The organism is Agromyces sp. GXS1127 (assembly GCF_050565425.1).
Taxonomy (GTDB): Bacteria; Actinomycetota; Actinomycetes; order Actinomycetales; family Microbacteriaceae; genus Agromyces.
Genome location: NZ_JBOCIG010000009.1, coordinates 65,143 through 89,094 on the forward strand (window position 1 = coordinate 65,143; position 23,952 = coordinate 89,094).

Genomic DNA, 23,952 nt, shown 5'->3' on the forward strand with positions numbered 1-23,952 from the left:
GGCGTGCGACCCGGGTCCGGAGGGAGCTCGCCGAGTCCGTTCAGGCCGCCGCGCGGGCCTCGGCGAGTTCGACGAACCGCCGTAGCATCCGCTGCGGTTCGGTGACGGATGCCGCGTTCACGCGATCGCGGAGCGCCTCGAGTTCGTGCGCCGGGAAGTACCCGTGGTGGCGGTACACGCGCGCCCGGGCGAGGAAGTCGGCCGCGGAGACCTCCGGGTGGAACTGGGTGGCGTACACGCTCGTGCCGACCCGGTACACCTGCACCGGGCAGCCCGCGGAGCGGGCGAGGTGCACGGCGCCGCCGGGGAGCGTGCCGGTGGCCTCCTTGTGGCCGACGAGTGCGTCGAATCGCGCCGGGAGCGCCCCGAGCAGGGGATCGGCCCGGCCCTCGTCGGTGAGGGTGATCTCGACCGGCGCGGCCTCCTCGCCGTGGAGCGTGCCGACCTCGCCGCCGAGGACGCGCGTGAGCACGCCGATGCCGTAGCAGGTGAAGAGCACGGGGTGGTCGGCCGCGACCGCACGTTCCGCCAGCCGGGCGAGGTCGGCCTCGACGCGACGCTGCGTCGCATGCTTGCCGGTCTCGGGCGTCGTCACGTTGTACGGGCTGCCCCCGACGACGATGCCCGCGTAGCGGCGCGGGTCGAGGTCGCCGATCGTCTCGACGTCGAGGCGCACGTGCTCGAGCCGCCCGGCGTCGAGTCCCGACGCGCGCCGCACGGACTCGTACTCGGGCCCGACGGCCTCGACCTCGGGGCGCGCGGAGAGGAACAGGAACTCGTTCGTCATCGTCATCGGCGCTTGCCGCCCTTCCGCCGGCCGCTGCCGCCGGTGCGGTGCGAGCCGCCCGTCGAGGCGCCGCGGCCCCTCGTCCCGCGACCGCCCTGTCCCGATGTCGCGGGCGCCGGACGCGCACTGCCGCCGCGCTTCCGGCCGTCGTCCCGCGCGCCGCCGCCCGAGGCATCCGGCGCTCCGCCGCGGGAGCTCCGCGACGTTCGGCCGCGGACCACGCCCACGAACTCCTGGATGTCGGCGTCGTCGCGCTCGACGCGCCACACGAGCGCGATGCGCGTCGGCGCGGCATCGGCCACCGGGGTCGCGACGACGTCGCGGCGATGGTGCAGCCGCGCGACGCCGTGGGGGAGCATCGCCCAGCCCGTGCCGGCCGCGACGAGCTCGACGGTCATCGCCGGGTCGTCCTGCTCGGGCGCACGGGGCTCGTCGACGAGATCGGCCAGCGTGAGTGCCTCGGCGTCGGCGTACGCGTGGTCCTTCGGCAGGACCGCGACCGGCACCTCCTCCCACAGGGGGATGACGTGCAGGCCCTCGTCGTCGATGGGCAGGCGTACGAACGCGACGTCCGCGTCGCCGGCGAGGAGGTCGGCGAGCTGCTCGCCCTGCTCGACCCGCGTCGCCTCGAGCGGCAGCTCTGGGCGACGGTCGGCCCACGCCCGGAGCCACTTCGCGGGGCTCACCCCCGCGACGTACCTCAGCCGCAGCGACACGTCCGTCCTCATTCCCGCCGCGCGCGCGGCCCTCTCAGGCTAGCGCCGGGCGGCCGGCCCGTGACGTCCCGATGACGCGTCGCGCGGCCGACGCGACTACCGTGGAGGGGTGAACGCCGACAAGCCCCGCCAGTCCCAGTCGATGAAGCCGGAGACGGCGGCCAAGAAGCTCGGCATCCTGCTCGATGCGACGCCCGAGGAGTTCCGCTCCTCGACGCTGACGCGCGACGAGCTCGCCGCACTGCAGGCCGACCCGCCGGAGTGGCTCGCGACGCTCCGCCGGGAGGGCCCGCATCCGCGGAGCGTCGTCGCCGCCAAGCTCGGCGTGTCCAACTCCGGACTCGCCCGCGCGGGCATCAGCGACCCGCTCACCACCGCCGAGATCAAGGCGCTCCTCGAGGCGCCGCCCGCGTGGCTCGTCGAGGAGCGCGCACGTCAGGCCGGGGTGCGCGCCGAGAAGCGGCGCATCGCCGAGCGCGACGCCGAGCGCGCGGCGCGCGCGGACGGCGGTCGCGGCGGGGGCGGCGGCGGCGCGGGCGTCTGAGTCGCCCCGATCACGGTCGGTCCGGCTCCGCTCAGGCCGCGTAGCGCGCCGCCAGGAAGGCCCGGACGTCGCCGAGCTCGCGATCGGACACCGAGTGCCCGAGCCCTTCGTACACCCGCTGGTCCAGCGTCGTGTGCCCGGGCAGCCACTCCTGCGTCCGCACCACGGCGTTCGCCGGGATCACCTCGTCGGCGGTGCCGCGGCCCCAGAAGACGGGCGGCGCGAGCGCGGCCATCCGCTCGTCGCCCTCGCGTGAGCCCGGCAGCGCGAACCCGGCGAGGCTGACCGCGAAGGCGAACCGCTCGGGTGCGCGACGCAGCAGCTCGAGCGCCATGGCCCCGCCCTGCGAGAAGCCGAGCAGCCCCACGGAGGTCGCGTCGGGCGCCACCCGGTCGAGCCACTCGATCACCGCGGTCGTCGCCTCGTCGGCGCCCGTGACGGCGAACTCCTCCCCCTGCGCGAGCAGCGGGAACCAGGCATGCCCGTAGCCCGTTGCGATCGGCGCGCGGAGCGAGGCGATCGCCGGTTCGAGCGGCAGGTAGGGGCTCAGGCCGAACAGGTCGCCCTCGTGGGAGTTGTAGCCGTGGAGCAGCACCAGGAGCGGGCGTCCCTCCCGGTCGGACGGCGAGGCCGACCACATCACCGCCTCGTCGTCGATCCGCATCGGGGCATCGTACCCCGGGGCGCGTGGGGCAGAATCGACCCATGGCCGTACGCACCCCGGACCCGGACTGGAACCCCGACGACGAACCCGTCGTGCAGCCCCCCGCCAACCCCGGCTGGCTGTCCGATCTCGAGCTCGCCGAGATCCGCGGCCGGCTGCCGCTGCTCTACGTGGAGGCGGTGCCCGTGCGCGTCGACGGCGTCGGCCAGGTCACCGAGGTGGGCGTGCTGCTCCGCGCGAACGCGGTCGGCGAGATGACGCGCACGCTCGTCTCCGGCCGGGTGATGTACGGCGAGACCATCCGCGATGCGCTCTTCCGCCACCTCGAGAAGGACCTCGGGCCGATGGCGTTCCCGCTGCTGCCCGCGAGCCCAGTGCCGGCGACGGTCGCCGAGTACTTCCCGCTGCCCGGCATCTCGCCCTTCACTGACGAGCGCCAGCACGCGGTCTCGCTCGCCTACGTCGTGCCGGTCACGGGCACGTGCGAGCCGCGCCAGGACGCGCTCGAGGTCACCTGGGTCTCGCCCGCCGAGGCGGCGAGCGACGCGTTCTGCGCCGAGATGGAGGGCGGTCGCGGCGTGCTGCTGCGCCGTGCGCTCGCGTCGGCCGGCGCCCTCGACTGAACGGACGGCGCGGGCCCGACGACCACGCTCGCGTCAGCGCACCATCCGGATCTCGTGGATGCTCTCGCCGAGGAACGGCTCGTCGTGCGCGGCCCCGTCGGCCGTGAAGCCGTTGCGCTCGTAGAAGTGCACCGCGTGCGCGTTGGCCGACGGCACCCAGAGGTAGACCGACTCGTCGCCGACGGCGGCGTCGAACAGCTTCTGGCCGATGCCCATGCCGTGGTGCGAGTCGAGCAGGTGGATGAAGAAGAGCTCCCGCTCGCGCGGCGCGTCCGCGTCACGGGCGGGCCCCGCTCCGGCGAACCCGACGATCTCGCTGTCGACGAGCGCGGCGACGTGCGTGAACTCCTCGCCCTGGCTCATCCAGTGCGTCCAGAGCTCGGCCATGCGGCGCGGCGAGAGGTTGGCGAGCGTGGCGGCGCTCACGAGCTGGTCGTAGTCCTCGTGCCAGCACTGCGCGTGGACCCGGCCCAGCGCCTCGGCGTCGGAATCGCGGATGGGACGGATGACGACATCGGCAGCGACCTCGGTGCTCATGCGGCACAGGCTAACCCGGGCTGCGGTCGCGGGCGAAATCGGCGACGGCCCCGTCACCCCCCTCGGGTGCGGGGCCGTCGACGGCGCGATCGGGCTCAGCCCTGGGCGCGGCGGTTGGTCCGGGTGTTGCGGTTCGGCGAGACGAGGCTGCCGACGCGCAGCGGCTGCCTCTGCGAACCGCGGGCGGATGACGCGCGCTGCGCGCCCGTCGTCTGCGCGCCGCGCGACTGGCCGCCGCCCTGCTTCGGCGCGTGCGCCTTCGCCTCGGCGGGACGGCCCGAACGGTCGCGGCGCGGTGCGGCCGGAGCGACGTCCGCCTGGCCGCCGCGACCGCGGCCGCGGCTGCGGCGCCCCTCGCCCGCGGGCCGGGGGGTGCCCCCCGCGCGCTCGTCGCGCGCGGCGCGCTTGCGCTGCGCGTTGGCACCCTGCGAACGGCCGCCGCCCTGCTGGGGCTTCGCCTCGCGCGGTGCGGGCTTCACGTAGGGGGCGACCTCGCCGACGAGCGCCACGACCTTCGGCGTGGTCGGCGACACCTTCTCGGGCGCGACGCGGATCTCGGCCTTCCGGAGGAGCTTGCCGAGGTCGTCCATCTGGCCGGGGAGCGCGATCGTCACGACGTCGCCCTCGCTGCCTGCTCGTGCCGTGCGGCCCGAGCGGTGCAGGTACGCCTTGTGCTCCATGGGCGGGTCGACGTGGATGACGAGCTCGATGTCGTCGACGTGCACGCCGCGCGCGGCGACATCCGTGGCCACCATGACCTTGACCGAGCCGTCGCCGAACGCGGCGAGGTTGCGGTCGCGCTGCGGCTGCGACAGGTTGCCGTGCAGGTCGACCGCGGGGATGCCCTGCTCGGTGAGCTTCTTCGCGAGCTTCTTCGCGTGGTGCTTGGTGCGCATGAACAGGATGCGGCGGCCGGTGCCCGAGGCGAGCGTCTTCACGAGCTCGTGCTTCGCGTCGGTGTCGGCGACCTGGAAGACGTGGTGCGTCATCGCGGCGACCGGGGAGTGCGCCTCGTCGACCGAGTGCAGCACCTCGTTCTGCAGGTAGCGCTTGACGAGCCTGTCCACGCCGTTGTCGAGCGTGGCCGAGAACAGCAGGCGCTGGCCGCCCGTGGGGGTCTTGTCGAGGATGCGGGTCACGACCGGCAGGAAGCCGAGGTCGGCCATGTGGTCGGCCTCGTCGAGCACCGTGATCTCGACCGCGTCGAGGTGCGCGAAGCCCTGCTTCATGAGGTCCTCGAGGCGGCCGGGCGTGGCGACGACGATGTCGACGCCCGCGCGCAGCGCCTCGACCTGGCGCTTCTGGTTGATGCCGCCGAAGATCGTCGTGACCTTCAGGCCGTACGCCGCGGCGAGCGGCTCGAAGGTCTGGGTGATCTGCGTCGCGAGCTCGCGGGTGGGCGCGAGCACGAGGCCGAGGGGCCGGCCGGCGCGACGGCGGCCGCCGGCGAGGCTCGTGCCGAGGCGGGCGACCATGGGCAGCGCGAACGCGATGGTCTTGCCCGAGCCGGTCTTGCCGCGGCCGAGCACGTCGCGGCCGGCGAGCGTGTCGGGCAGGGTGTCGGCCTGGATGGGGAAGGGGGTTGTCTTGCCGTCGGCCGCGAGGGCCGCGACGAGGGGGGCGGGCACGCCGAGCGCGCCGAAGGTGATCTCGGTCAAGGGGGTCCGTTCCGGATGGCACGGCCGGGCGCGCCGGTGCACGTGCGGCAGCGGCGGATGGGCCCGGCGGTGGGTGATGGCGAAGACGCCGGTCGGCGAATCCGTTCGCCGTATGAAGTCATCGGGCTCGAAGCCCGGAAGCGTGTCTACGACGCAGGCGGCGCGTTCGTCGCGCACGCCGCGGACCACCATAGCAGGGTCACCTGCGGACCCGTCCCGAGGCTCGTCAGCGCGGCATCCGCTCGCCGACGGGCACGGGCTCGCGCACCGTGTTGCCCGGAGGTGCGAGCGGGCACGACCACGAGGGGTCGTAGGCGCACGACGGGTTGTAGGCGAAGTTCAGGTCGATGACGAGGCTGTCGTCGTTGCCGCCGGAGCCGAGGTCGGCGCCCTTGATCGTGTCGAGGAGGTAGCGCCCGCCGCCGTACGTGCCGCCCGGCACGCCCGCGAGGCCGTCCTTGACCGGCAGGAAGAGCCCGCCGCCGTACGCGGTGAGACGCCACACGTCGAGCGTGCCGAGATAGGGCAGCCGCACCGTCCCGACGAGCGAGAACGGGATCTTCCCGTCGTTCGAGCTGTCGACCACCATCCGCTGCGGCTCGTCGGGACGGCGCACCTCGAGCTCGAACCGCCAATCGGGGTCGTACGGCGCGATGTCCAGCCCGGTGAACCGCGCGCGGTCGTCGGGAAGCAGCGGCGACTGCGGATGCCCGCCGAACAGCTCGTCCCGCCCCGACCGCCACAGTTCGTGGCCCTGCGCCGGATCGTGGACGCTGAGGTGCCGCACGCCCGCGTAGAGCGAGAAGACGTGCCGTCGCCAGTCGGCGAGCTGCAGCGCACCGAGGGAGGCGGTCACGGGGTGCTCCCGCGATCGGCGCGCGGCGCGGCGCCGGCGACCGCGGCGCGGAGCGCCTCGGCACGCGCCGCGTCCGCCGTGCCCGGCGGGTCGTACGCCCACGTCGGCGCGAGCTGCCGCAGCCGCCGCCCGCGGTACTGCCAGAACGCCCACGTCGGGTACCAGTAGAGGGCGTCGAGCGCGCCGGCGCTCGCCCGCAGCTGGTCGCGGTAGAGCGTCCGTCCGTCGGGCAGCGGCGAGATCGCCATCCGGTGGTCCCAGTGCCGGAACGCCGCGAGCGGTCCGGTGAGCGCACCGCCGGCGTCGCGCAGCATGCGCACCCCGGTGGGCAGTCCGCCCGGGTACGACACGTCCACGTACTCCTCGCCGCTCGGGGCGATGCCGAACGCGAGCGCGCGCATGCGGTGCGGTCCGTCCGGCCAGGTGGCCGGGAACCCGTCGGCCTCGAGCGACTCGAAGTCGAGCCACGGCGCGACGACCTCGCGCAGCACGGCCGGGCTGCGGATCGCGCGCCACGCGGCATCCGCATCGCAGTCGAGGGTCAGCTTGAGCAGCACCCGCATGGCACGACCCTAGGGGCGACGGATGGCGCGTCCAAGCCTCCGCGCCGGATTCACGGGCGGTGCACGGCGATCGCCCGGCCCGGTCCCGGCCGATCCGGATAGGCTCCCGAGCATGGCCGACGCCGCCGACTGGCTGCCCTCGCTCGTCGTCTTCGGTGCCGCCGCGCTCGCGCTCGCCGCGGGGGTGGTCGGGTACCGCCGGCTCGGCGTGCGTCGCGAGGCGCGCGACGCCGCGACCGCACGCGAACTCGAGACCGCCGCGAAGGCCCGGCTGGTCGGCGCCGACGAGGCCGTGCGCGACGCGGTGCAGGAGATCCGCTTCGCCGAAGCGCAGTTCGGCCCCGAGACCGCCCGCGACCTCGGCGAGACGGTCGAGCGCGCCCGCGGATGGCTCCGCGAGGCGTTCCTCCTGCAGCAGCGCCTCGACGACGGCGAGTCCGACCCGGCCGCGGCGCGGCGCACGTGGAGCACGCGCATCGCGTCGCTCTGCGACGCCGTCGAGCACGCGCTCGCCGACGCCGATGCGGTGCTCTCGGCTCGGCGTGCGGCCGAGCGCGGCGCGGTCGACGACACCCCCGCGCTCCGCGAGCGCCAGCGGCGGCTGGTCGGGCGACGAGCGGATGCCGCATCCGCCCTCGACCGGCTCGGCACCCGGTTCTCGGCCTCGGCGCTCTCCGGGGCGCAGGGGGCGCTCGCGCGCGCCGACCACGACCTCGCGGCCGCGGCGACGGCCCTCGAGGAGGCCGCGCGACGGCTCGGGGCCGCGCCGGGCACCCCCGTCGCGGGGCTGCTCGGCACCGCGGCGCACGCACTGCAACGCGCCGACGGCGAGCTCGATCGCGTCGAGCACGTCGAACTCGACCTCGCGGCCGCCGCCCGGGCCGCCGACGGCGAGGCGGCCGACCTGGACGCGGAGCTCGTCGCCGCCCGCCGCGAGCGCGACCTCGCCGCTGATCCTGATGCGGGCGCCGCGCTCGCCGCCGCGATCGGGGACCTCTCGCCCCTCCTCATCGGCCGCGAGCACCGTGCCGACGACCCGTTCGCCGAGCGCGATCGGCTGCGCGCCGCCCGCGACCGGCTCGAAGCGGCGCGAGCCGGTGCTCGGCGCGCCCAGGACCGCCTCGACGGTGCGAGCGGAGCGCTCCCGGGTGCCATCGCGATCGCCGAGAGCCAGATCGGCGTCGCCGGCGAGGCGCTCGAGCGTGCGCGGGCGTTCGCGGGGGCCGACGCGAGGACCCGCCTCGCCGAGGCCGAACGCCAGCTCGCCATCGCCCGGCGCGAGTCCGACCCGGTCGCGGCGCTCGACGCCGCGCGGCGCGCGGCGTCGCGGGCGAGCGATGCGGAGGCGCTCGCGCACTACGCGGCCCTGCACCGCTGATCGGAGCGGGCGGCGGCCGCCCGCGCCGCTACTTGCCGCCCGCGATGAGGATGTCGGCCCCGGAGGTGTACGACGCGTCCTCGGAGAGGAGGTAGGCCACTGCGCCCGCGATCTCGTGCGGCTCGCCAGGCCGGCGCATCGGGATGTTGCCGGCGCGCTCGTCGGGCGCGTTCGGCCGGCCGGCCGCGGCGTGGATCTCGGTGCGGGTGGTCCCGGGCGAGACCGTGTTCACGCGCACGCCGGCGGGACCGAACTCCTTGGCGAGGCCGATCGTCATGACGTTGAGCGCGGCCTTGCTCGCGGCGTAGGGGATGTAGGTGTCGGGCGCGCCATGGGTGGCCGCACCGGAGGAGATGTTGACGATGGACCCGCCCGCTCCGCCGCGATCGGTCGCCATGTGCGCGATCGCGGAGCGGCAGAGCACCATGGGCGCGAGCACGTTGATGCGGAACACGAGCTCGGACTCCTCGATCGAGCCGTCGAGGAACGGCCCGATGAGGCCGGTGATGCCCGCGTTGTTCACGAGGCCGGTGACCCGGCCGAAGGCGCGCACCGCCTCCGGCACGATCTCGGTCGCGCGGTCCAGGTCGGCGAGGTCGAGCTGCATGAGCTCGACCCGCGCGCCGGCCGCGCGGCATCCGTCGGCCACCGCCTCGGCCTCGTCGCGCCGCTCCCGGTAGGTGAGCACCAGGTCGTGGCCGTCGGCCGCGAGCCGCTCGGCGATGGCACGGCCGATGCCGCGGCCGCCGCCGGTGATGATCGTCACGGGTCGCGCGTCGACATTCGAGGTCATGCACCCACCCTACGAGTGGGCGCCCCCGCGGCCATCGCGTAGCCTGACGCGGTGAGCGAGACCACCCAGCCCTCCACCGTCGCCGCCACGCCCGCCGCGCAGGCGAAGTACCAGGTCCGCTTCGACCAGGGCGTCGACGCCGTTCGCCGCATCGCGGCCGGTGCCGACGTGCTCGTCTGGGTCGACCAGGTGGCGGATGCCGCGCCGGCGGGCATCGCGGGCGACACCGCCGCCGCGTTCGTGCCCGAGGCGGCTCTGGCCGAGGCGCCCGGCACCGTGGTCGTCGCGGGCCTCGGCGACGCCGCGGCGGTCGCCGCCTGGATCCTCGCGGAGCAGGAGCGACTGGGCCGCCGCGCGTTCCTCGCCGTCGTCGCCGCCGGGCGGTCGGACGGCGGGTTCGCGGCCGACGACGTGCTCGCCGCCGGCGCCGTGATCGACGCGCTCACCGAGCTCGGCATCGACGACACCTCACCCGAGGCCGCGGTCGCATCCGCGTCCTACACGGGGCTCCGACGCGCGGTCGCGCACCTCGCGACGGCGTCGGTCGGCGGCCGCGAGGCGATCGCGGCCGGCACCGACGCCGCGGTGCTCCGCCGCGCGGCGAGCCGTGACGGCGACGCGACGGTGCGCGTGCTCAGGCGGCGCTGAGCGCGACCTTGCCCGACTTCCGCGCGCGGTGGGCACGGACCTTCGCGCGGTTGCCGCAGCGCTGCATCGAGCACCACCTGCGGCTCGCGGCGCGCGAGGTGTCGAGGTAGACGATGCCGCAGCCGCCGGCGCAGATGCGCACGCGGCCATGGTTGGCCTCGCCGAAGCAGTCGACGGCGTCGCGCGCGATCGTCGAGAGCGCCTGCCCGACGGTCTGCACGGAGCGACCGGCCTGGCGCGAGCCGCCGGCGAGCGTGGGCGGGATGTCGGGGGTCGCCGCATAGAGGTTGACGGTGTCGATGTCGGCGGTCGCGAGCTCCTCGCCGCGGCCCGCGGCGAGGGCCAGCCGCGCGATCGCGTCGCGCAGCGAGGCCGCGTCGAACAGGTCGCGGGACCGGGCAGGTGCGACGGGCATCGGGAAGCGGTCGCGCATCCACGCGGTGAGGTCGTCGGGCGAGTTCAGCCGGGCGGGGGCGACGGCGACGACGACGGGGATCCCTCCGGTGTAGGCGAAGTCGAGCGCGAACGATCCGGAGTCGAACCACCACCGGCCGCTGTCGTCCGTGAACCACTGGCCGACGGGGATCGAGACGGTCGAGACGGGCACCGGACCAAACTACCGGTTCGCGCGGTGCGCGGTCGTCACGCGCAGGTCGAGCGGAGGCGCCTCAGTCGGCGGCCGCGCTCGCCGCGGCCCGGCGCATGGCCGCGGTGATCTCGCGACGCTGCCACACGATCAGGTTGCGGCGGTCGAAGCCGCGGCGGCAGAGCCCGCAGCTGAGCGGTCGGCTGGGCTGGCGGTAGCGGTAGTGCTCGTGCCCGACCGGGCAGCGGCCGACCCACGGGGCGAGCTCGTCGGCGACGGCGCCGTCGTGCGTGCGCCGGCCGACGTAGCCGAGGTCGGCGGCGATGCCCGCCCATTTCGGGCCGTGCCCGGCGCGCGGTCCCGCCATGGCGTGGGCGACCTCGTGCAGCAGGATCTGGTGGATCTCGTCGTCGTCGTAGCGGGCGGCGAGGTAGCGGGAGACCGAGATCCGCTTCTCCGTGTAGTTGCAGAGTCCGGCGCGCTTCTTGGCGTTGTCGAAGCCGAAGCTCCACGCCGGATCCAGGTGCAGGGCGATGAGCGCCTCCGCCCAGACCCGAACCCTCGCGAGATCCGCCATGCGATCGAGGATATCCCCGGGCGTACCGGGATCGGGCGGGATCGGGGGTCCCCCGAACGGGGGTCCGGCCACCCCCGGGACCCCGCCGTCCGGGGGACCGGCGCGCCGCGATCGCGGCGCGGCTCAGCCGACGTCCTCCACGCCGATCCGGACGAGGCGGTCGTCGCCGTCGCGCGGCGTCCCCCGCCCGTCGGTGTTGTTCGTGAGCGCCCACACGTCGTCGCCGGGACCCGGGACCACGTCGCGCAGCCGTCCGAGCTCGCCGACGAACGCGGCATCCGCCTCGGTCGGCGCGGTGGTCGCCGGTGAGGCGAACCAGAGCCGCTCACCGCGCAGCGCCGCGAGCACGATCGTGTCGCCCACGATCGCGATGCCCGACGGGCTCGCCTCGGCGGTCGGCCACTGCACCGCGGGGTCGCGGAACCGGTCGTCGCCGGCACGGCCCTCGACCACGGCCCATCCGTAGTCCTCGCCCGGTTCGATGCGATTGAGCTCGTCCCACGTGTTCTGGCCGAACTCCGCCGCCCACATGCCGCCCGCGGCATCCCAGGCCAGGCCCTGGGGGTTGCGGTGGCCGAGGCTCCAGACGAGCGTGCCGAACGGGTTGCCCGGCGCCGCCTCGCCCTCGGGCGTCATCCGCAGGATCTTGCCGCCGAGCGACTCCCGGTCCCGGGCGAGGTCGACGGAACCCGCGTCGCCGGTCGTGGCGTAGAGGTATCCGTCGGGGCCGATCGCGAGGCGCCCCCCGTTGTGCCGGCTGCCGCGCGGGATGCCGTCGAGCACGACCTCGGGTTCGCCGAGGCCCAGCTCCCCGGGCTCGCCCGTAAGCGGCATCCGCACGATGCGGTTGTCGTCGCCGGTCGAGAGGTACGCGAAGACGGATGCCGCGTCGTCGCCGTCGCCCGGAAGGTGGGCGAGCCCGAGCAGCCCGCCCTCGCCGCCCGCGACGACGTCCGGAAGGACAGCGACCTCGCGGAGGTCCCCGTCGGGGAGCACCTCGACGATCCGGCCCGCGTCGCGTTCGGTCACCAGGACGCCGCCGTCGGGCAGGCGGAGGATCGACCAGGGCGCGTCGAGGCCGGAGGCGAGCGTCTCCGGTTCCCCGACCGGGCGCACGACGGGCGGAGCCGACACCGCCGGGGGCGTGGTCGCGGAGGCCGACGGCGCGTTCACGACGGGACCGGACTCGGGGGCGGGCGTGCAGCCCGCGAGCAGGACCGCGCCCGACGTCGCGACCGCGACCGCGCCCCCGCGGCGCGATCCGGTCCGTCCGGTCCGTCCGGTCCTCATCCGCGACCTCCCCACCGGCCGGTGCGTCGTCCGGCCGCCAGCCCAGTCTGCGGGAGTGCGCGGGAGAATGGGAGCATGCAGCGCGCGATCGACCTCAACGCCGACCTCGGCGAGTCGTACGGCGCCTGGAGCATGGGTGACGACGATGCCATGTTCGAGGTCGTCTCGAGCGCGAACGTCGCGTGCGGATTCCACGCGGGCGACCCGCTGACGATGCTGCGCAGCGCGCGCCTCGCCGCACGGCACGGCGTGGTGCTCGGCGCGCACCCCGGCTACCGGGACCGCGCCGGGTTCGGACGGCGGGCCCTCGACGTGTCGGTCGGCGAGCTGGCCGCCGAGCTCGTCTACCAGCTCGGCGCGCTCGACGCCATCGCGCGGACGGTCGGCCTCGGCGTCGCATACGTCAAGGCGCACGGCGCGCTCTACCACCGGCTCGGCGCCGATCCGTCGGCGGCCGCCGCCGTCGCGGACGCCCTCGCCGCGGCCGCCCCGGGCGTCGTCGTCCTCGGGCCGCCCGACAGCCAGCTCGAACGCGCGTCGGCGGTCGCCGGCATCCGCTACGCCCGCGAGGCCTTCATCGACCGCGGGTACCTCGCCGACGGGCGGCTCGTGCCGCGCGAGCACCCCGACGCGCTCGTGCACGATGCCGAGCGGGCGGCCGACCGCGCGCTCGAGCTCGTCGAGACCGGCGGCATCGCCGCGGCCGACGGCGCCCGGGTGGAGCTCGCGCCCGACTCGCTCTGCCTGCACGGCGACACCCCGGGCTCGGTCGGCATCGCGCGCGCCGTCCGGGCGGCGCTCGCGACCGCCGGGCACGACGTGCGGCCCTTCGCATGAGCGCCGGTCGGAGCGGCGCGGCGCCGAGGCTGCTGCCGTCGGGCCGCTCGGCGATCCTCGTCGAGTGCGACGACCTCGACGGCGTGCTCGCCCTGCACGACGCGCTCGCCCGCGACGTACCCGACGGCGTCGTCGAGCTCGTGCCGGCGGCCCGCACCGTGCTCGTGGCCGTCGACCCGGCGAGGCTGGCGCTCGAATCGGCGGCGAACTGGATCCGGCGGGCGGCGCGCACCGCGACCGCCGCTCGACCGGCCGGCACGCACGACCCGGCCGCGACCGACGACGTCGTGATCGACGTCGACTACCGCGGCGCCGACCTCGCCGACCTCGCCGCGCACCTCGGCATCACGCCCGAGCACCTCGTCGCGCGGCACGTCGCAGCCCGGTGGCGCGTCGCGTTCGTCGGCTTCGCGCCTGGCTTCGGCTACCTCGTCGCCGACGACTGGCCCTTCGACGTGCCGCGGCTCGGCGTCGCCCGCACGCGGGTCCCGGCCGGCGCCGTGGGCCTCGCCGGGGCGTTCTCCGGCGCCTACCCCCGCGAGAGCCCGGGCGGATGGCGCCTGATCGGGCGCACCGACGCCGCGCTCTGGAACCCGCACGCCGACCCGCCCGCGCTGCTCCGGCCCGGGCACGGCGTGCGCTTCCGCGAGGTCCGCGGATGACGCTGCTGCGCGTCGAGGCGACCGGCGGCCGGGTGCTCGTGCAGGACCTCGGCCGCCCCGGACTCGCCCACCTCGGCGTCGCGCCGTCCGGCGCGCTCGACCGCGGCGCCCTCGCGCTCGCGAACCGGCTCGTCGGCAACGCCGACGGGCTCGCGGGGCTCGAGGTCGTGCTCGGCGGCCTCCGGTTCGCGCCCGACCGCGACCTCTGGTTCGCCGTGACCGGGGCGTGGGGCTCCGTGCGCGTGGGCGACCGCGAGGTGGGGCCGTACCGGGCGGCGCGCGTGCGCGCGGGGGAGCCCGTCGAGCTGGGCGCCGCCGACCGCGGCCTGCGGTACCTCGTGGCGGTCCGCGGCGGGATCGACGAAGCGCCCGTGCTCGGCTCGCGCAGCCGTGACACGCTCGCCGGCATCGGGCCCGAACCCGTCGTCGCGGGGCGCGAGCTCGCCGTCGGGCCCGAGCCCGCGGCATCCGTGCCCCTGCTCGACGACGACGCGGCGTACCCGCCGCCCACCGGCGCGGTCACCCTGCGCCTGCTGCCGGGGCCGCGGGCCGACTGGGTGACCGATGCCGCCCTCGCCGCGTTGCACGAGGGGCGCTGGCGCGTCTCCGCGTCGGCCGACCGGGTCGGCGCGAGGCTCGAGGGCCCGGCGCTCGAGCGCCGCATCCTGCGCGAGCTCATGAGCGAGCCGACCGTCGCGGGCGCGATCCAGGTCACGGGCGCCGGCGTGCCGACGGTGCTGCTCGCCGACCGGCCGGTCACGGGCGGCTACCCCGTCGTGGCGATCGTGGACCCCGCGTCGCTCGACCGGCTCGCGCAGGTGCGTCCGGGGCAGGAGGTGCGCTTCCGCCACGCCTGAGCCGGGCGGGGCCGGCGTCGCCGCACCCGTGCACTACGGCTTGGCGAGGAACACCGATCGCGCGGGCGGCGGCGACGGCACCGCCGTGGCATCCGTCACCACCGGGGCGCCCGCGATGAAGCGGGTCAGCTCGTCGCCCTCGACGAGCTTCGCCGGGGCCGGGTCGCTCGCCAGCCGGCGGGGCATCGTGTCGAAGGGCAGCGGCTCGTCGGAGGCGTACATCACGACGTTGCCGAACCGACGGCCCTTCAGCATGCCGGTGTCGGCCGCGAGCGCGACGTGGGCGTACACGTGCGCCAGGGTCGCCGCCTGCGACCGGGCGAACGCGAGGCCGGCGCCGTCGGCGACGTTCACCGCGACGATGCCGCCGGGCGCGAGGCGCGGCGAGACGAGCCCGTGGAACTCGGCGCTCGTCACGTGCGCGGGCGTGCGGGCCCCCGAGAAGATGTCGACGACCGCGACGTCGACCGCGCCGTCGAGCCCCGCGGGCAGCTTCGCGAGCACCTCGCGCGCATCCCCGTGGCGCACGCGGACCTGCGCGCCGCGCGGGAAGGGCAGGGTCTCGCGGACCAGGTCGACGAGGTCGGACTCGAGCTCGATCACCTGCTGGCGCGAGCCCGGTCGCGTCGCGATGACGTAGCGGGGCAGCGTGAAGGCGCCGCCGCCGAGGTGCAGCGCGGTGACCGGGCGGCCCGCCTCGCGCACGAGGTCGATCGCGTGCCCGATCCGCCGGACGTACTCGAAGCCCAGCCACTCGGGCTGCTCGAGGTCGACGTGCGACTGGGGCGTGCCGTCGACCGTGAGCGTCCACGATCCGGGTCGCGTGCGCGACTCCTCGAGTCGGGCGAGGTGGCCGCTCACGGCGAGGCGTCGTTCGAGTCCGGGCACGGATGCCACGCTACCCGTGCCGGCTCAGCACGCGCCCCACAGCACGGCGTCCAGGCGCGCTCCCTGCAGCACCTCCGCGGGGAACGGGCCGGCGGTGCCGAGCCGCTCGACCACCCGCGACGGGATCGCGCGGCCGGCGACGATCACGGCGTTGCCCTCCTCGGCGCCGGCGAGCACCGACGGCGGCCCCGCCACGAGGAGGTCGGCGGCGGGGTCGGCGCGGGCGATGCCCCGTGCCTGCGCGGCGAGGCGCGGTCCGCCCGCGGCGTCCGCGACGTTGACGATGAGCAGGCCGTGCGCGGTCAGTCGGGCGAGGCACGCGCCGAGGAACGCCGGCTCGTCCACGAACGCGGGGGCGTCGAGTCGGGAGTACAGGTCGACGAGTACGAGGTCGAAGCGCCGCCCGGCGTCGAGCCCCGTGAGGGCGTCGCGCGCGTCGGCCACGATGATCGAGACGCCGGCGTCCGCCGGGAGCGGGAGTCGCTCGGTCACGAGCGCGACGAGTCGCGCGTCGGCGTCGACGACGACCTGTTCCGAGTCGGGTCGGGTCGCGGCGACGTACCGGGCGAGGCTCATGGCCCCGCCGCCGAGGTGCAGCACGTCGATCGGCGCGCCCGGGTCGGTGAACGCGTCGATCACGTTGCCGATCCGCCGCACGTACTCGAAGAACAGCCGGGTCGGCTGCTCGGCATCGACGTGCGACTGGGCGGCGCCGTCGACGAGCAGGGTCCAGCCGGTCGACGAGAAGACGTCGCGCTCGAACTCGATGCCGGGGGCCATGCGGGCATCGTCGCACGCGGGCGCCGGGGATCGCCAGCGTCCGCCGACGCGGCGAACGGTGGTGGGCGCGCCGGGGCGCTGACGGGCCCACCCGGGGGTTCGCGAGCGCGGAGGCGCGTCAGGCCGAGGCCGACAGCCGGCCGAGGGGCGAGCGGATGGCGCGCGCCGCCTCGTCCGGCGAGATCGAGCCGTGCAGCCGCAGCCACTCCAGCGCACGGCGACGGTCGTCGAGCAGACGGGTGCGCTCGTCGTCGCCGATGCGATCGAGCGCCGCGTCGAGTCGCCGCTCTCGCTCGAGTTGCTCCGAGGGCCGGCCCGCGTCGGTCGCGGGTCGCGCGACCGTCCGGCCGGCGCGCCCGGCGCGCCCGGTCCGGTCGGCCCGGCCGCTCGCGAGCGCGTCCGCGCCCGGCCGTGCCGCGGCATCCGTCCCAACCGGCCGGCGTGCCGAACGGCGCCCGGTCGCCTCGACGAGACCGCCCAGGAGCGCGACCACGACCGCGACCGCGAACCAGGCCTGCCAGCCGGGGACGTCCTGGCGGCTGCCGACGAGGCCCGTGCCGACCGCGATGAGCGCCGCGAGGATGCTCGTGATCGCGCCGATCCCGCCCGTGTCCGGCCGACCGCCCAGCGCCCGGACGAGCAGCACGACCTGCACGGCGCCGGCGACGAGGAGCGAGAGGCCCGCGATCGGCAGGGCCACCGCCCCGTCGACGTCGCGGATGCCGAACGGGTCGCCGACGAGCGCGGCGAGGCCCCAGACCGGGGCGGCGACGACCGGCAGCGCGACGAGGGCCGCGATCGCGATGCCGGCGGCGAGGGCGACGCGGATGCCGCGGCGCCCGACACGCACGCCCTCCCCCGCGGGCCCGAGCGCGCGGAGCGCCTCGGGGTGGTCGCGGAGCACGTGCGCCTCGAGCTCGTCCCAGTCCACGCGTGCGCCGCGCGGCAGGGTCCGCACCCAGTCGGCGGCGCTCGGCGTCCGCGCGGACCGGCTCACGCGCCGGCCCGGACCACGGGGGACTCCGGCCACGCCTCGACGTCGGCGCGCGTGGCGACGTCCTCGGGGAGCGGCAGCGCCTGCCAGTCGCCGTCGGCCTGCACGCGACGGAGGGACCGCGTGAACGCGCGCACGTCGTCGATGACGTGCGGAAGGAGGTCGGGCAGCGTCGGATCGAGGGTCACGAGCACCATCGTGTCGTCGTCCGCGAAGCAGGCCTGCGTGCCGACGAGCTGCTCGGCACCGGCGCCGTCCGTTCCCCGCCCGGCGGCACCGGGCAGCGCGTCGCCGTGCACCCACTCGACGCCGGGCCCGAGGCGCGCGCCGGCGACGTGCTCGGGATGCGCCGCCCGGTTCGCCCGGAGCTCGGCGGCGATCGCGCCGCGACCCGGGGAGGCGAGCACCGACACGCGGACCGTCACGGGCATCGGCACCACGGCCGGCCAGCGCAGCAGGACCAGGTGGTCCGCTCCTCGACGATCGAGCGCGTGCTCGAGCATGGACGGGACCAGGTCGGCGGACCCGTCGGGCCAGGTCCGGCCGAGCTCGCGCACCCGGGCGGACGTCGCGGCGACCCACACGGCGCGGGACGCGGCATCCGCCTCGCCCGGCACCTCGACCCAGCGCTCGTCGACGTCGGCGACGAGCTCGCCCGCGCTCACGCGCGGCCGCCGTCGGCCGGCGGCAGCCAGCGGAGGGTCGCGACGTGCGCGTCGATCGTGAAGCGCGTCGCCGCGAGGAGCGGATCGTCCTCCGGCGTCTCCGGCTCGTGCGGCAGCACCGCCGTGAGCAGCAGCGCCCGCCGCCGCCCGCTGCCGGGCACGGGCGTGAGGTAGCGGACGGTCGTCACGCCGATCCGCACGCCGTCCTCCATGCGCACCTCGCGCTCCTCGAGCCGGATGAAGCGCTTGTCCTCGCCGAGCGGGGTCGCGCCGCGGGTGATGAGGCCCGCCACGAACTCGTCGAGCGTGGCGCCGTCGAGGCCCGACTGCACCGACGCCGTGACCGAGGCGGGCACGAACGGCACGCCGTCGCCGCTCGAGGTCTGCAGCATGACCGCGACGCCGCCGCTCCTCCGCAGGCCCTCGAACGCGTTCGTCACGGCCGCGCGCGCGGCGGCCCACAGGTCGGGCCGATGGGCGGCGGCCAGGCGCGAGCGGAGGTCGCCGAGCAGGCGGTCGCGGGCCTCGTCGGTCGCGTCGAGCCGCGACCAGCCCTCGGGGAGCATCATGGTGAACTCGGGGTCGCGGGCCGCACCCAGCGCCTCGCGCAGGCTTCCGGTCATCGTGCGAGCCTATCGATCCGCGCCGACGACGCCGTCGTACACCCGGCTCCACAGCCCCTGGCCGGTGCCCCACGACAGTCCGGTGTTCACGCGGCCGAGCTGGTTCCAGAGGGTGCCGATCACGATGTCGGCCGGCGCTCCCGAGGTCGCCGCCGACGCGGCCCTGCCGGTCAACAGGCGGGCGAGCGAGTCGACGAGGCGACCGTCCGTTCCGTGGTTGCGCACGAGGTGCGAGAGGCCGTTGCGGATGCCGACGATGCCCGAGCCCGAGAACCGGAACGCGGCGGTGCCCGAGCCGAGGACCGTCGAGATCTCGGTCCGGACGGCACTGCGGCCCGCCCCGGTCAGGAGCCCGCCGAGCACCGAGTCGGCGAACTTCGCCGAGCCGAGCTTCCCGAGGCTCCCGAACGGGATGACCGCGATGCCGGCGAGGATCACCTCCTTCCAGCCCGTGTCGCCCCGCGCCTTCTGGTAGATCGTCAGGACGAGGGTCGCGATCGAGACGATCGCCGCGAGCGCGGCCACGAGCGGACCGCCGACGATGATCGCGGCGATCGTGAGCACGATCCCGACGATCTTGAGCACCTCGAGCGTGCCGGCGACGAAGCCGTCGACCCGATCCCAGAAGCCGTCCTCGATGCGGCCGTCGAGCACCTCGCCGACGTTCGACGCCGCGCGCTCGAAGGCCTCCTCCCACGTGTCGTACTCGCGATCGAACCCGTCGGCGGCCTCCACCCACAGGTCGTGGGCCGCTTGCCGAGCGCGGTCCTGCGCCGCGGCCGCCGAGGCCTCCTCGCCGTCGGGGTCGACCGGGGTCAGGTACGGCGGGCGTTCGCCCTCGAGGTAGCCGGGCGTGGCGAGGTAGTCCTGCCAGAGCTCCTCGCACGTCTCGGCGCGACGGTCGATGCGGGGCTGGACCTCGGCGAGCGCCTCGCCGTACGCCCGCACGACGGGGCCGGTCGGCCGATACATCTCGCCCGCCCTGCGGAGTTCCTCGTGGACGTCGCCGACGACGTCGCGGAGCTCGTCCATGGCGAGGCCGCGCTGGCCCGCCGCTCCGTCGGCGATCGCGCGGAGCGTCACGGCGCTCGAGATCATGTCGTCGCCGAGCTGCTCGATCTCGGTGCCGCGGCGGATGATGGTCGACGGCGTGCCTTCGAGCCGGCAGATGGTCCGGCCGCGGGGCGAGGTGGGGTGCATGTCGCGTCCTTCCGGGGGCGGATCGGGGTCAGTCCTGCTCGAACCCGGCGGCCGTCTCGCGGTCCCAGGCGCGGAATCCCTCGAGCACGCCGTGCACGTGCTCCTGCACGCCCGCGATGTCCTCCGCGAGGTTCTTGCGGCGGTTGTTCCATCGGTCCTCGAAGTCCTCGACGGCCTCGCGGAGGTCGTTCCGTCCGAACGGGTCGCCGACGGCGTCCTCGAGCACGTCCGCGCGCGCCGCGGCCTGCTGCAGCTCCGCGGTGATCGACTGCAGCTTCGCATCCAGTTCCGCGAGCTCCTCGTAGCTCACGACGACGTCGGTCATGCCGGCTCCTCTCCCGTACCGGGAGTCACGGTAGCGGCGGTGCGCGGCGCGGCTCCATGGGGAGCGATCCCCATGTGCGCGCGGGCGTCGGCGAGCGGATGCCGCGGGCTCACGCGAGCGCCGAAAGGCGCCGCGATCGGGGCCTGCTCCGCGGTTCGCGCGGGTTATACCCGAGATGCGCGGACAAATCAAGAATCCGACTGGACATGGCGCGTCATCCGGTCTATGCTTGACCTTTGCGCTCCCAGACCCACTATGCCTTCATATTGCGGTCGGCTTCTGCGTGTCGGGTCTCCCGGCATCCGCACCACGTCTGAGGGGTCAACTCCACCACCACCGACAGTGAACCGGCCCCGAGACGGGGCCATGGAGGTCATTTCCTTGGCTGCTGCGCGCAACGCATCCACGCCCACCCCCAAGAACGGACGCGGTGCAAGCCGCCTCTCGTTCGCGAAGGTCACCGACACCCTCACCGTACCCGATCTGCTCGCCCTCCAGACCGAGAGCTTCGACTGGCTCGTCGGCAACGAGGCATGGCGCGCCCGCGTCGAGGAGGCCATCGAGTCCGGCCGTCAGGACCTTCCCGAGGCCACCGGCCTCGAGGAGATCTTCGAGGAGATCTCGCCCATCGAGGACCTCGGCGAGACCATGCAGCTCTCGTTCTCCAACCCGGAGCTCGAGCCGCCGAAGTACACCATCGACGAGTGCAAGGAGAAGGGCAAGACCTACTCCGCTCCGCTGTACGTCAACGCGGAGTTCATGAACCACCTCACCGGTGAGATCAAGACCCAGACGGTCTTCATGGGCGACTTCCCGCTCATGACGCCCAAGGGCACGTTCGTCATCAACGGCACCGAGCGCGTCGTCGTCTCGCAGCTCGTCCGTTCGCCCGGCGTCTACTTCGAGCGCACCCCCGACAAGACCTCCGACAAGGACATCTACTCGGCGCGCGTCATCCCGAGCCGCGGCGCCTGGCTCGAGTTCGAGGTCGACAAGCGCGACCAGGTCGGCGTCCGCATCGACCGCAAGCGCAAGCAGTCGGTCACCGTCTTCCTGAAGGCCCTGGGCCTCACCTCCGAGGAGATCCTCGAGGAGTTCGCCGGCTACGAGTCCATCGCGCTCACCCTCGAGAAGGACAACATCCTCACGAAGGAGGAGGCGCTCAAGGACATCTACCGCAAGCTCCGTCCGGGCGAGCAGGTGGCCGCCGAGGCCGCGCGTGCGCTCCTCGACAACTTCTACTTCAACCCGAAGCGCTACGACCTCGCCAAGGTCGGCCGGTACAAGATCAACAACAAGCTGGGCCTCGAGGCGCCGCTCACCGACTCGGTGCTGACCGTCCAGGACATCGTCGCCACGATCAAGTACCTCGTCGCGCTGCACGAGGACCGCCCGACCCTGCCCGGTCGCCGCGGCGGCAAGGCGGTCGACATCCGCCTCGACGTCGACGACATCGACAACTTCGGCAACCGTCGCATCCGCGCGGTGGGCGAGCTGATCCAGAACCAGGTCCGCACGGGCCTGTCCCGCATGGAGCGCGTCGTCCGCGAGCGCATGACCACGCAGGACATCGAGGCGATCACGCCGCAGACCCTGATCAACGTCCGCCCCGTCGTGGCCGCGATCAAGGAGTTCTTCGGAACCTCGCAGCTGTCGCAGTTCATGGACCAGAACAACCCGCTGGCCGGCCTCACGCACAAGCGTCGCCTCTCGGCGCTCGGCCCCGGCGGCCTCTCGCGCGACCGCGCGGGCGTCGAGGTCCGCGACGTGCACCCGTCCCACTACGGCCGCATGTGCCCGATCGAGACGCCGGAAGGCCCGAACATCGGCCTCATCGGCTCGCTCGCGTCGTTCGCGCGCATCAACTCGTTCGGATTCATCGAGACGCCCTACCGCAAGGTCGAGGGCGGCAAGGTGACCGACCGGATCGACTACCTCACCGCGATGGAGGAGGACGACTACATCGTCGCCCAGGCCAACGCGCCGCTCGACGCGAAGGGCCACTTCGTGGAGGAGCGCGTGCTCGCCCGTCGCAAGGGCGGCGAGGTCGACCTGTTCCCGGCCGACGAGATCGGCTACATGGACGTCTCCCCGCGCCAGATGGTGTCGGTCGGCACGTCGCTCATCCCGTTCCTCGAGCACGACGACGCGAACCGCGCCCTCATGGGTGCGAACATGCAGCGCCAGGCGGTGCCGCTGCTGCGCAGCGACTCGCCGTTCGTCGGCACGGGCATGGAGGGCTACGCCGCGATCGACGCCGGTGACGTGATCACCGCCGACCGTGCGGGCGTCGTCGCCGAGGTCTCGGCCGACGCGGTCACGCTGCAGCTCGACGAGGGCGGCACGCAGACCTACTACCTGCGCAAGTTCGACCGCTCGAACCAGGGCACGTCGTACAACAACCGCGTCGTCGTCTCGGCGGGCGACCGGGTCGAGGTCGGCGAGGTCATCGCCGACGGCCCGGCGACCGACAACGGCGAGCTCGCGCTCGGCAAGAACCTCCTCGTGGCGTTCATGCCGTGGGAGGGCCACAACTTCGAGGACGCCATCATCCTCAGCCAGAACCTGGTGAAGGACGACGTCCTCTCCTCGATCCACATCGAGGAGTACGAGGTCGATGCCCGCGACACCAAGCTCGGCAAGGAGGAGATCACCCGCGACCTCCCCAACGTGAGCCCCGACCTGCTCGCCGACCTCGACGAGCGCGGCATCATCCGCATCGGCGCCGAGGTCCGCCCCGGCGACATCCTGGTCGGCAAGGTCACGCCGAAGGGCGAGACCGAGCTCTCGGCCGAGGAGCGACTGCTCCGCGCGATCTTCAACGAGAAGAGCCGCGAGGTCCGCGACACGTCGCTCAAGGTCCCCCACGGCGAGCAGGGCACGATCATCGGCGTCAAGGTGTTCGACGCACAGGACGGCGACGACGAGCTCGGCTCGGGCGTCAACCAGCGCGTGGTCGTCTACATCGCCCAGAAGCGCAAGATCACCGAGGGCGACAAGCTCGCCGGCCGCCACGGCAACAAGGGCGTCATCTCGAAGATCCTGCCGGTCGAGGACATGCCGTTCCTCGCCGACGGCACGCCGGTCGACGTCATCCTGAACCCGCTCGGCATCCCCGGCCGCATGAACTTCGGCCAGGTGCTGGAGACCCACCTCGGCTGGGTCGCCAAGCAGGGCTGGAAGGTCGACGGCGACCCCGAGTGGGCCAAGCGCCTGCCCGAGGTCGCCCGCGAGGCCGCGCCCGGCACCAAGGTGGCCACGCCCGTGTTCGACGGCGCGCTCGAGGAGGAGATCGCGGGTCTGCTCGACTCGACGCTCCCCAACCGCGACGGCGAGCGGCTGATCGACTCCAGCGGCAAGACGCAGCTGTTCGACGGCCGTTCGGGCGAGCCCTTCCCGTACCCGGTCTCGGTCGGCTACATGTACATCCTGAAGCTCCACCACCTCGTCGACGACAAGATCCACGCGCGTTCGACCGGCCCGTACTCGATGATCACCCAGCAGCCGCTGGGCGGGAAGGCGCAGTTCGGCGGCCAGCGCTTCGGTGAGATGGAGGTGTGGGCGCTCGAGGCCTACGGCGCCGCGTACGCGCTGCAGGAGCTCCTCACGATCAAGTCCGACGACATCCTCGGCCGCGTCAAGGTGTACGAGGCGATCGTCAAGGGCGAGAACATCCAGGAGCCCGGCATCCCCGAGTCCTTCAAGGTGCTCATGAAGGAGATGCAGTCGCTGTGCCTGAACGTCGAGGTCCTCTCGGCCGACGGCACCGCGGTGAGCCTCCGCGACACCGATGACGAGGCCTTCCGCGCAGCGGAGGAGCTCGGCATCAACATCTCCGCGCGATTCGAGTCGTCGAACATCGACGAGATCTGATCCGCCAGGCACACGAGAACGACTTCAG

26 protein-coding genes are annotated in these 23,952 nt (G+C 74.5%); 8 read left to right on the top strand and 18 right to left on the bottom strand.

The features are described 5' to 3' along the window. Positions 1–40: 40 nt before the first annotated feature. Both ACQ393_RS15755 and ACQ393_RS15760 read right to left on the bottom strand, forming a co-directional pair. On the bottom strand, positions 41–793 hold the full coding sequence (locus tag ACQ393_RS15755; protein WP_430647821.1) for a glutamine amidotransferase: 753 nt from the start codon (positions 791–793) through the stop codon (positions 41–43). Further along, positions 790–1,503, bottom strand: coding sequence for a LysR family transcriptional regulator substrate-binding protein (locus tag ACQ393_RS15760; protein WP_430647822.1), 714 nt, complete (start codon positions 1,501–1,503; stop codon positions 790–792). Before ACQ393_RS15760 ends, ACQ393_RS15755 begins: the two co-directional genes overlap by 4 nt. A 142-nt stretch (positions 1,504–1,645) precedes the next feature. On the opposite strand from ACQ393_RS15760, the gene ACQ393_RS15765 reads away from it, so the two are divergent. Continuing rightward, positions 1,646–2,047, top strand: coding sequence for a DUF5997 family protein (locus ACQ393_RS15765; protein WP_430647897.1), 402 nt, complete (start codon positions 1,646–1,648; stop codon positions 2,045–2,047). A gap of 31 nt (positions 2,048–2,078) precedes the next feature. On the opposite strand, the gene ACQ393_RS15770 is transcribed toward ACQ393_RS15765, so the two are convergent. Continuing rightward, positions 2,079–2,711, bottom strand: coding sequence for an alpha/beta hydrolase (locus ACQ393_RS15770; RefSeq protein ID WP_430647823.1), 633 nt, complete (start codon positions 2,709–2,711; stop codon positions 2,079–2,081). Between the two features lie 41 nt (positions 2,712–2,752). Between ACQ393_RS15770 and ACQ393_RS15775 the strand changes: the two genes are divergently transcribed. Beyond that, the gene (locus ACQ393_RS15775; RefSeq protein WP_430647824.1) at positions 2,753–3,334 is read left to right on the top strand and encodes an NUDIX hydrolase family protein; all 582 of its coding nucleotides are present in this window, start codon (positions 2,753–2,755) and stop codon (positions 3,332–3,334) included. Positions 3,335–3,367: 33 nt separating this feature from the next. On the opposite strand, the gene ACQ393_RS15780 is transcribed toward ACQ393_RS15775, so the two are convergent. The 4 genes from ACQ393_RS15780 to ACQ393_RS15795 all read right to left on the bottom strand — a co-directional run bounded on the left by ACQ393_RS15780 (position 3,368) and on the right by ACQ393_RS15795 (position 6,948). Further along, on the bottom strand, positions 3,368–3,871 hold the full coding sequence (locus tag ACQ393_RS15780) for an N-acetyltransferase family protein (RefSeq protein ID WP_430647825.1): 504 nt from the start codon (positions 3,869–3,871) through the stop codon (positions 3,368–3,370). Positions 3,872–3,966: 95 nt separating this feature from the next. After that, entirely contained in the window at positions 3,967–5,529 is a 1,563-nt protein-coding gene (locus ACQ393_RS15785) for a DEAD/DEAH box helicase (RefSeq protein WP_430647826.1), read from the bottom strand. A 226-nt stretch (positions 5,530–5,755) separates the two neighbouring features. After that, positions 5,756–6,385, bottom strand: a complete 630-nt coding sequence (locus ACQ393_RS15790) for a DUF1684 domain-containing protein (RefSeq protein WP_430647827.1) — start codon at positions 6,383–6,385, stop codon at positions 5,756–5,758. Then, a complete protein-coding gene (locus ACQ393_RS15795; RefSeq protein ID WP_430647828.1) occupies positions 6,382–6,948 on the bottom strand; it encodes a hypothetical protein in 567 nt (188 codons plus the stop codon). The genes ACQ393_RS15790 and ACQ393_RS15795 overlap by 4 nt, the downstream gene beginning before the upstream one ends. A 112-nt stretch (positions 6,949–7,060) precedes the next feature. On the opposite strand from ACQ393_RS15795, the gene ACQ393_RS15800 reads away from it, so the two are divergent. After that, on the top strand, positions 7,061–8,326 hold the full coding sequence (locus ACQ393_RS15800; RefSeq protein ID WP_430647829.1) for a hypothetical protein: 1,266 nt from the start codon (positions 7,061–7,063) through the stop codon (positions 8,324–8,326). Positions 8,327–8,354: 28 nt separating this feature from the next. Here the strand turns inward: ACQ393_RS15800 and ACQ393_RS15805 are convergent, their stop codons facing one another. After that, positions 8,355–9,119, bottom strand: coding sequence for an SDR family NAD(P)-dependent oxidoreductase (locus ACQ393_RS15805; protein WP_430647830.1), 765 nt, complete (start codon positions 9,117–9,119; stop codon positions 8,355–8,357). Between the two features lie 51 nt (positions 9,120–9,170). Here ACQ393_RS15805 and ACQ393_RS15810 point away from each other — a divergent pair, with 51 nt between their 5' ends. After that, positions 9,171–9,767, top strand: a complete 597-nt coding sequence (locus ACQ393_RS15810; protein ID WP_430647831.1) for a 2-phosphosulfolactate phosphatase — start codon at positions 9,171–9,173, stop codon at positions 9,765–9,767. Here the strand turns inward: ACQ393_RS15810 and ACQ393_RS15815 are convergent. From ACQ393_RS15815 to ACQ393_RS15825, 3 genes are all read right to left on the bottom strand, one after another. Then, complete coding sequence (locus tag ACQ393_RS15815) at positions 9,754–10,374, bottom strand: CGNR zinc finger domain-containing protein (RefSeq protein WP_430647832.1); 621 nt, start codon at positions 10,372–10,374, stop codon at positions 9,754–9,756. The two genes, ACQ393_RS15810 and ACQ393_RS15815, sit on opposite strands and share 14 nt — an antisense overlap. A 61-nt stretch (positions 10,375–10,435) precedes the next feature. After that, positions 10,436–10,930 carry a SprT-like domain-containing protein gene (locus tag ACQ393_RS15820; RefSeq protein ID WP_430647833.1) on the bottom strand — a complete coding sequence of 165 codons (495 nt, stop codon included), beginning with the start codon at positions 10,928–10,930 and terminating at the stop codon, positions 10,436–10,438. Positions 10,931–11,053: 123 nt separating this feature from the next. After that, entirely contained in the window at positions 11,054–12,220 is a 1,167-nt protein-coding gene (locus ACQ393_RS15825) for a PQQ-dependent sugar dehydrogenase (protein ID WP_430647834.1), read from the bottom strand. A 75-nt stretch (positions 12,221–12,295) separates the two neighbouring features. On the opposite strand from ACQ393_RS15825, the gene ACQ393_RS15830 reads away from it, so the two are divergent. Genes ACQ393_RS15830 through ACQ393_RS15840 form a run of 3 tightly spaced genes read left to right on the top strand, consistent with a single transcriptional unit; the run spans position 12,296 to position 14,576 of the window. After that, positions 12,296–13,057 carry a LamB/YcsF family protein gene (locus ACQ393_RS15830; RefSeq protein ID WP_430647835.1) on the top strand — a complete coding sequence of 254 codons (762 nt, stop codon included), beginning with the start codon at positions 12,296–12,298 and terminating at the stop codon, positions 13,055–13,057. Further along, positions 13,054–13,719 carry a 5-oxoprolinase subunit B family protein gene (locus tag ACQ393_RS15835; protein ID WP_430647836.1) on the top strand — a complete coding sequence of 222 codons (666 nt, stop codon included), beginning with the start codon at positions 13,054–13,056 and terminating at the stop codon, positions 13,717–13,719. The genes ACQ393_RS15830 and ACQ393_RS15835 overlap by 4 nt, the downstream gene beginning before the upstream one ends. Then, on the top strand, positions 13,716–14,576 hold the full coding sequence (locus ACQ393_RS15840) for a biotin-dependent carboxyltransferase family protein (protein ID WP_430647837.1): 861 nt from the start codon (positions 13,716–13,718) through the stop codon (positions 14,574–14,576). The genes ACQ393_RS15835 and ACQ393_RS15840 overlap by 4 nt, the downstream gene beginning before the upstream one ends. Before the next feature lie 33 nt (positions 14,577–14,609). Here ACQ393_RS15840 and ACQ393_RS15845 read toward each other — a convergent pair whose 3' ends face one another. The 7 genes from ACQ393_RS15845 to ACQ393_RS15875 all read right to left on the bottom strand — a co-directional run bounded on the left by ACQ393_RS15845 (position 14,610) and on the right by ACQ393_RS15875 (position 20,051). After that, positions 14,610–15,464, bottom strand: a complete 855-nt coding sequence (locus ACQ393_RS15845) for a spermidine synthase (RefSeq protein WP_430647838.1) — start codon at positions 15,462–15,464, stop codon at positions 14,610–14,612. Positions 15,465–15,488: 24 nt separating this feature from the next. After that, positions 15,489–16,244, bottom strand: a complete 756-nt coding sequence (locus ACQ393_RS15850) for a spermidine synthase (protein WP_430647839.1) — start codon at positions 16,242–16,244, stop codon at positions 15,489–15,491. 118 nt (positions 16,245–16,362) lie between these two features. Continuing rightward, the gene (locus tag ACQ393_RS15855; RefSeq protein WP_430647840.1) at positions 16,363–17,241 is read right to left on the bottom strand and encodes a hypothetical protein; all 879 of its coding nucleotides are present in this window, start codon (positions 17,239–17,241) and stop codon (positions 16,363–16,365) included. Continuing rightward, the gene (locus tag ACQ393_RS15860) at positions 17,238–17,903 is read right to left on the bottom strand and encodes a hypothetical protein (protein WP_430647841.1); all 666 of its coding nucleotides are present in this window, start codon (positions 17,901–17,903) and stop codon (positions 17,238–17,240) included. Before ACQ393_RS15860 ends, ACQ393_RS15855 begins: the two co-directional genes overlap by 4 nt. Further along, positions 17,900–18,526, bottom strand: coding sequence for a hypothetical protein (locus tag ACQ393_RS15865; protein WP_430647842.1), 627 nt, complete (start codon positions 18,524–18,526; stop codon positions 17,900–17,902). Before ACQ393_RS15865 ends, ACQ393_RS15860 begins: the two co-directional genes overlap by 4 nt. Positions 18,527–18,535: 9 nt before the next feature. Then, complete coding sequence (locus tag ACQ393_RS15870; protein ID WP_430647843.1) at positions 18,536–19,726, bottom strand: hypothetical protein; 1,191 nt, start codon at positions 19,724–19,726, stop codon at positions 18,536–18,538. 28 nt (positions 19,727–19,754) lie between these two features. Further along, positions 19,755–20,051 (bottom strand): hypothetical protein, encoded by a 297-nt coding sequence (locus ACQ393_RS15875; protein WP_430647844.1) that lies wholly within the window; start codon positions 20,049–20,051, stop codon positions 19,755–19,757. Positions 20,052–20,432: 381 nt separating this feature from the next. Here ACQ393_RS15875 and rpoB point away from each other — a divergent pair, with 381 nt between their 5' ends. Continuing rightward, positions 20,433–23,924, top strand: coding sequence for a DNA-directed RNA polymerase subunit beta (rpoB, locus tag ACQ393_RS15880; protein ID WP_430647898.1), 3,492 nt, complete (start codon positions 20,433–20,435; stop codon positions 23,922–23,924). Positions 23,925–23,952 lie beyond the last annotated feature (28 nt).

Bases quoted from the DNA above. Each gene is read 5' to 3' on its own strand.
- ACQ393_RS15840 (WP_430647837.1), top strand. From the start codon at position 13,716: ATGACGCTGCTGCGCGTCGAGGCGACCGGCGGCCGGGTGCTCGTGCAG.
- ACQ393_RS15770 (WP_430647823.1), bottom strand. From the start codon at position 2,711: ATGCGGATCGACGACGAGGCGGTGATGTGGTCGGCCTCGCCGTCCGAC.
- ACQ393_RS15780 (WP_430647825.1), bottom strand. From the start codon at position 3,871: ATGAGCACCGAGGTCGCTGCCGATGTCGTCATCCGTCCCATCCGCGAT.
- ACQ393_RS15835 (WP_430647836.1), top strand. From the start codon at position 13,054: ATGAGCGCCGGTCGGAGCGGCGCGGCGCCGAGGCTGCTGCCGTCGGGC.
- ACQ393_RS15850 (WP_430647839.1), bottom strand. From the start codon at position 16,244: ATGGCCCCCGGCATCGAGTTCGAGCGCGACGTCTTCTCGTCGACCGGC.
- ACQ393_RS15875 (WP_430647844.1), bottom strand. From the start codon at position 20,051: ATGACCGACGTCGTCGTGAGCTACGAGGAGCTCGCGGAACTGGATGCG.
- ACQ393_RS15800 (WP_430647829.1), top strand. From the start codon at position 7,061: ATGGCCGACGCCGCCGACTGGCTGCCCTCGCTCGTCGTCTTCGGTGCC.
- ACQ393_RS15795 (WP_430647828.1), bottom strand. From the start codon at position 6,948: ATGCGGGTGCTGCTCAAGCTGACCCTCGACTGCGATGCGGATGCCGCG.
- ACQ393_RS15765 (WP_430647897.1), top strand. From the start codon at position 1,646: ATGAAGCCGGAGACGGCGGCCAAGAAGCTCGGCATCCTGCTCGATGCG.
- ACQ393_RS15830 (WP_430647835.1), top strand. From the start codon at position 12,296: ATGCAGCGCGCGATCGACCTCAACGCCGACCTCGGCGAGTCGTACGGC.
- ACQ393_RS15825 (WP_430647834.1), bottom strand. From the start codon at position 12,220: ATGAGGACCGGACGGACCGGACGGACCGGATCGCGCCGCGGGGGCGCG.
- ACQ393_RS15755 (WP_430647821.1), bottom strand. From the start codon at position 793: ATGACGATGACGAACGAGTTCCTGTTCCTCTCCGCGCGCCCCGAGGTC.
- ACQ393_RS15870 (WP_430647843.1), bottom strand. From the start codon at position 19,726: ATGCACCCCACCTCGCCCCGCGGCCGGACCATCTGCCGGCTCGAAGGC.
- ACQ393_RS15805 (WP_430647830.1), bottom strand. From the start codon at position 9,119: ATGACCTCGAATGTCGACGCGCGACCCGTGACGATCATCACCGGCGGC.
- ACQ393_RS15865 (WP_430647842.1), bottom strand. From the start codon at position 18,526: ATGACCGGAAGCCTGCGCGAGGCGCTGGGTGCGGCCCGCGACCCCGAG.
- ACQ393_RS15775 (WP_430647824.1), top strand. From the start codon at position 2,753: ATGGCCGTACGCACCCCGGACCCGGACTGGAACCCCGACGACGAACCC.
- ACQ393_RS15820 (WP_430647833.1), bottom strand. From the start codon at position 10,930: ATGGCGGATCTCGCGAGGGTTCGGGTCTGGGCGGAGGCGCTCATCGCC.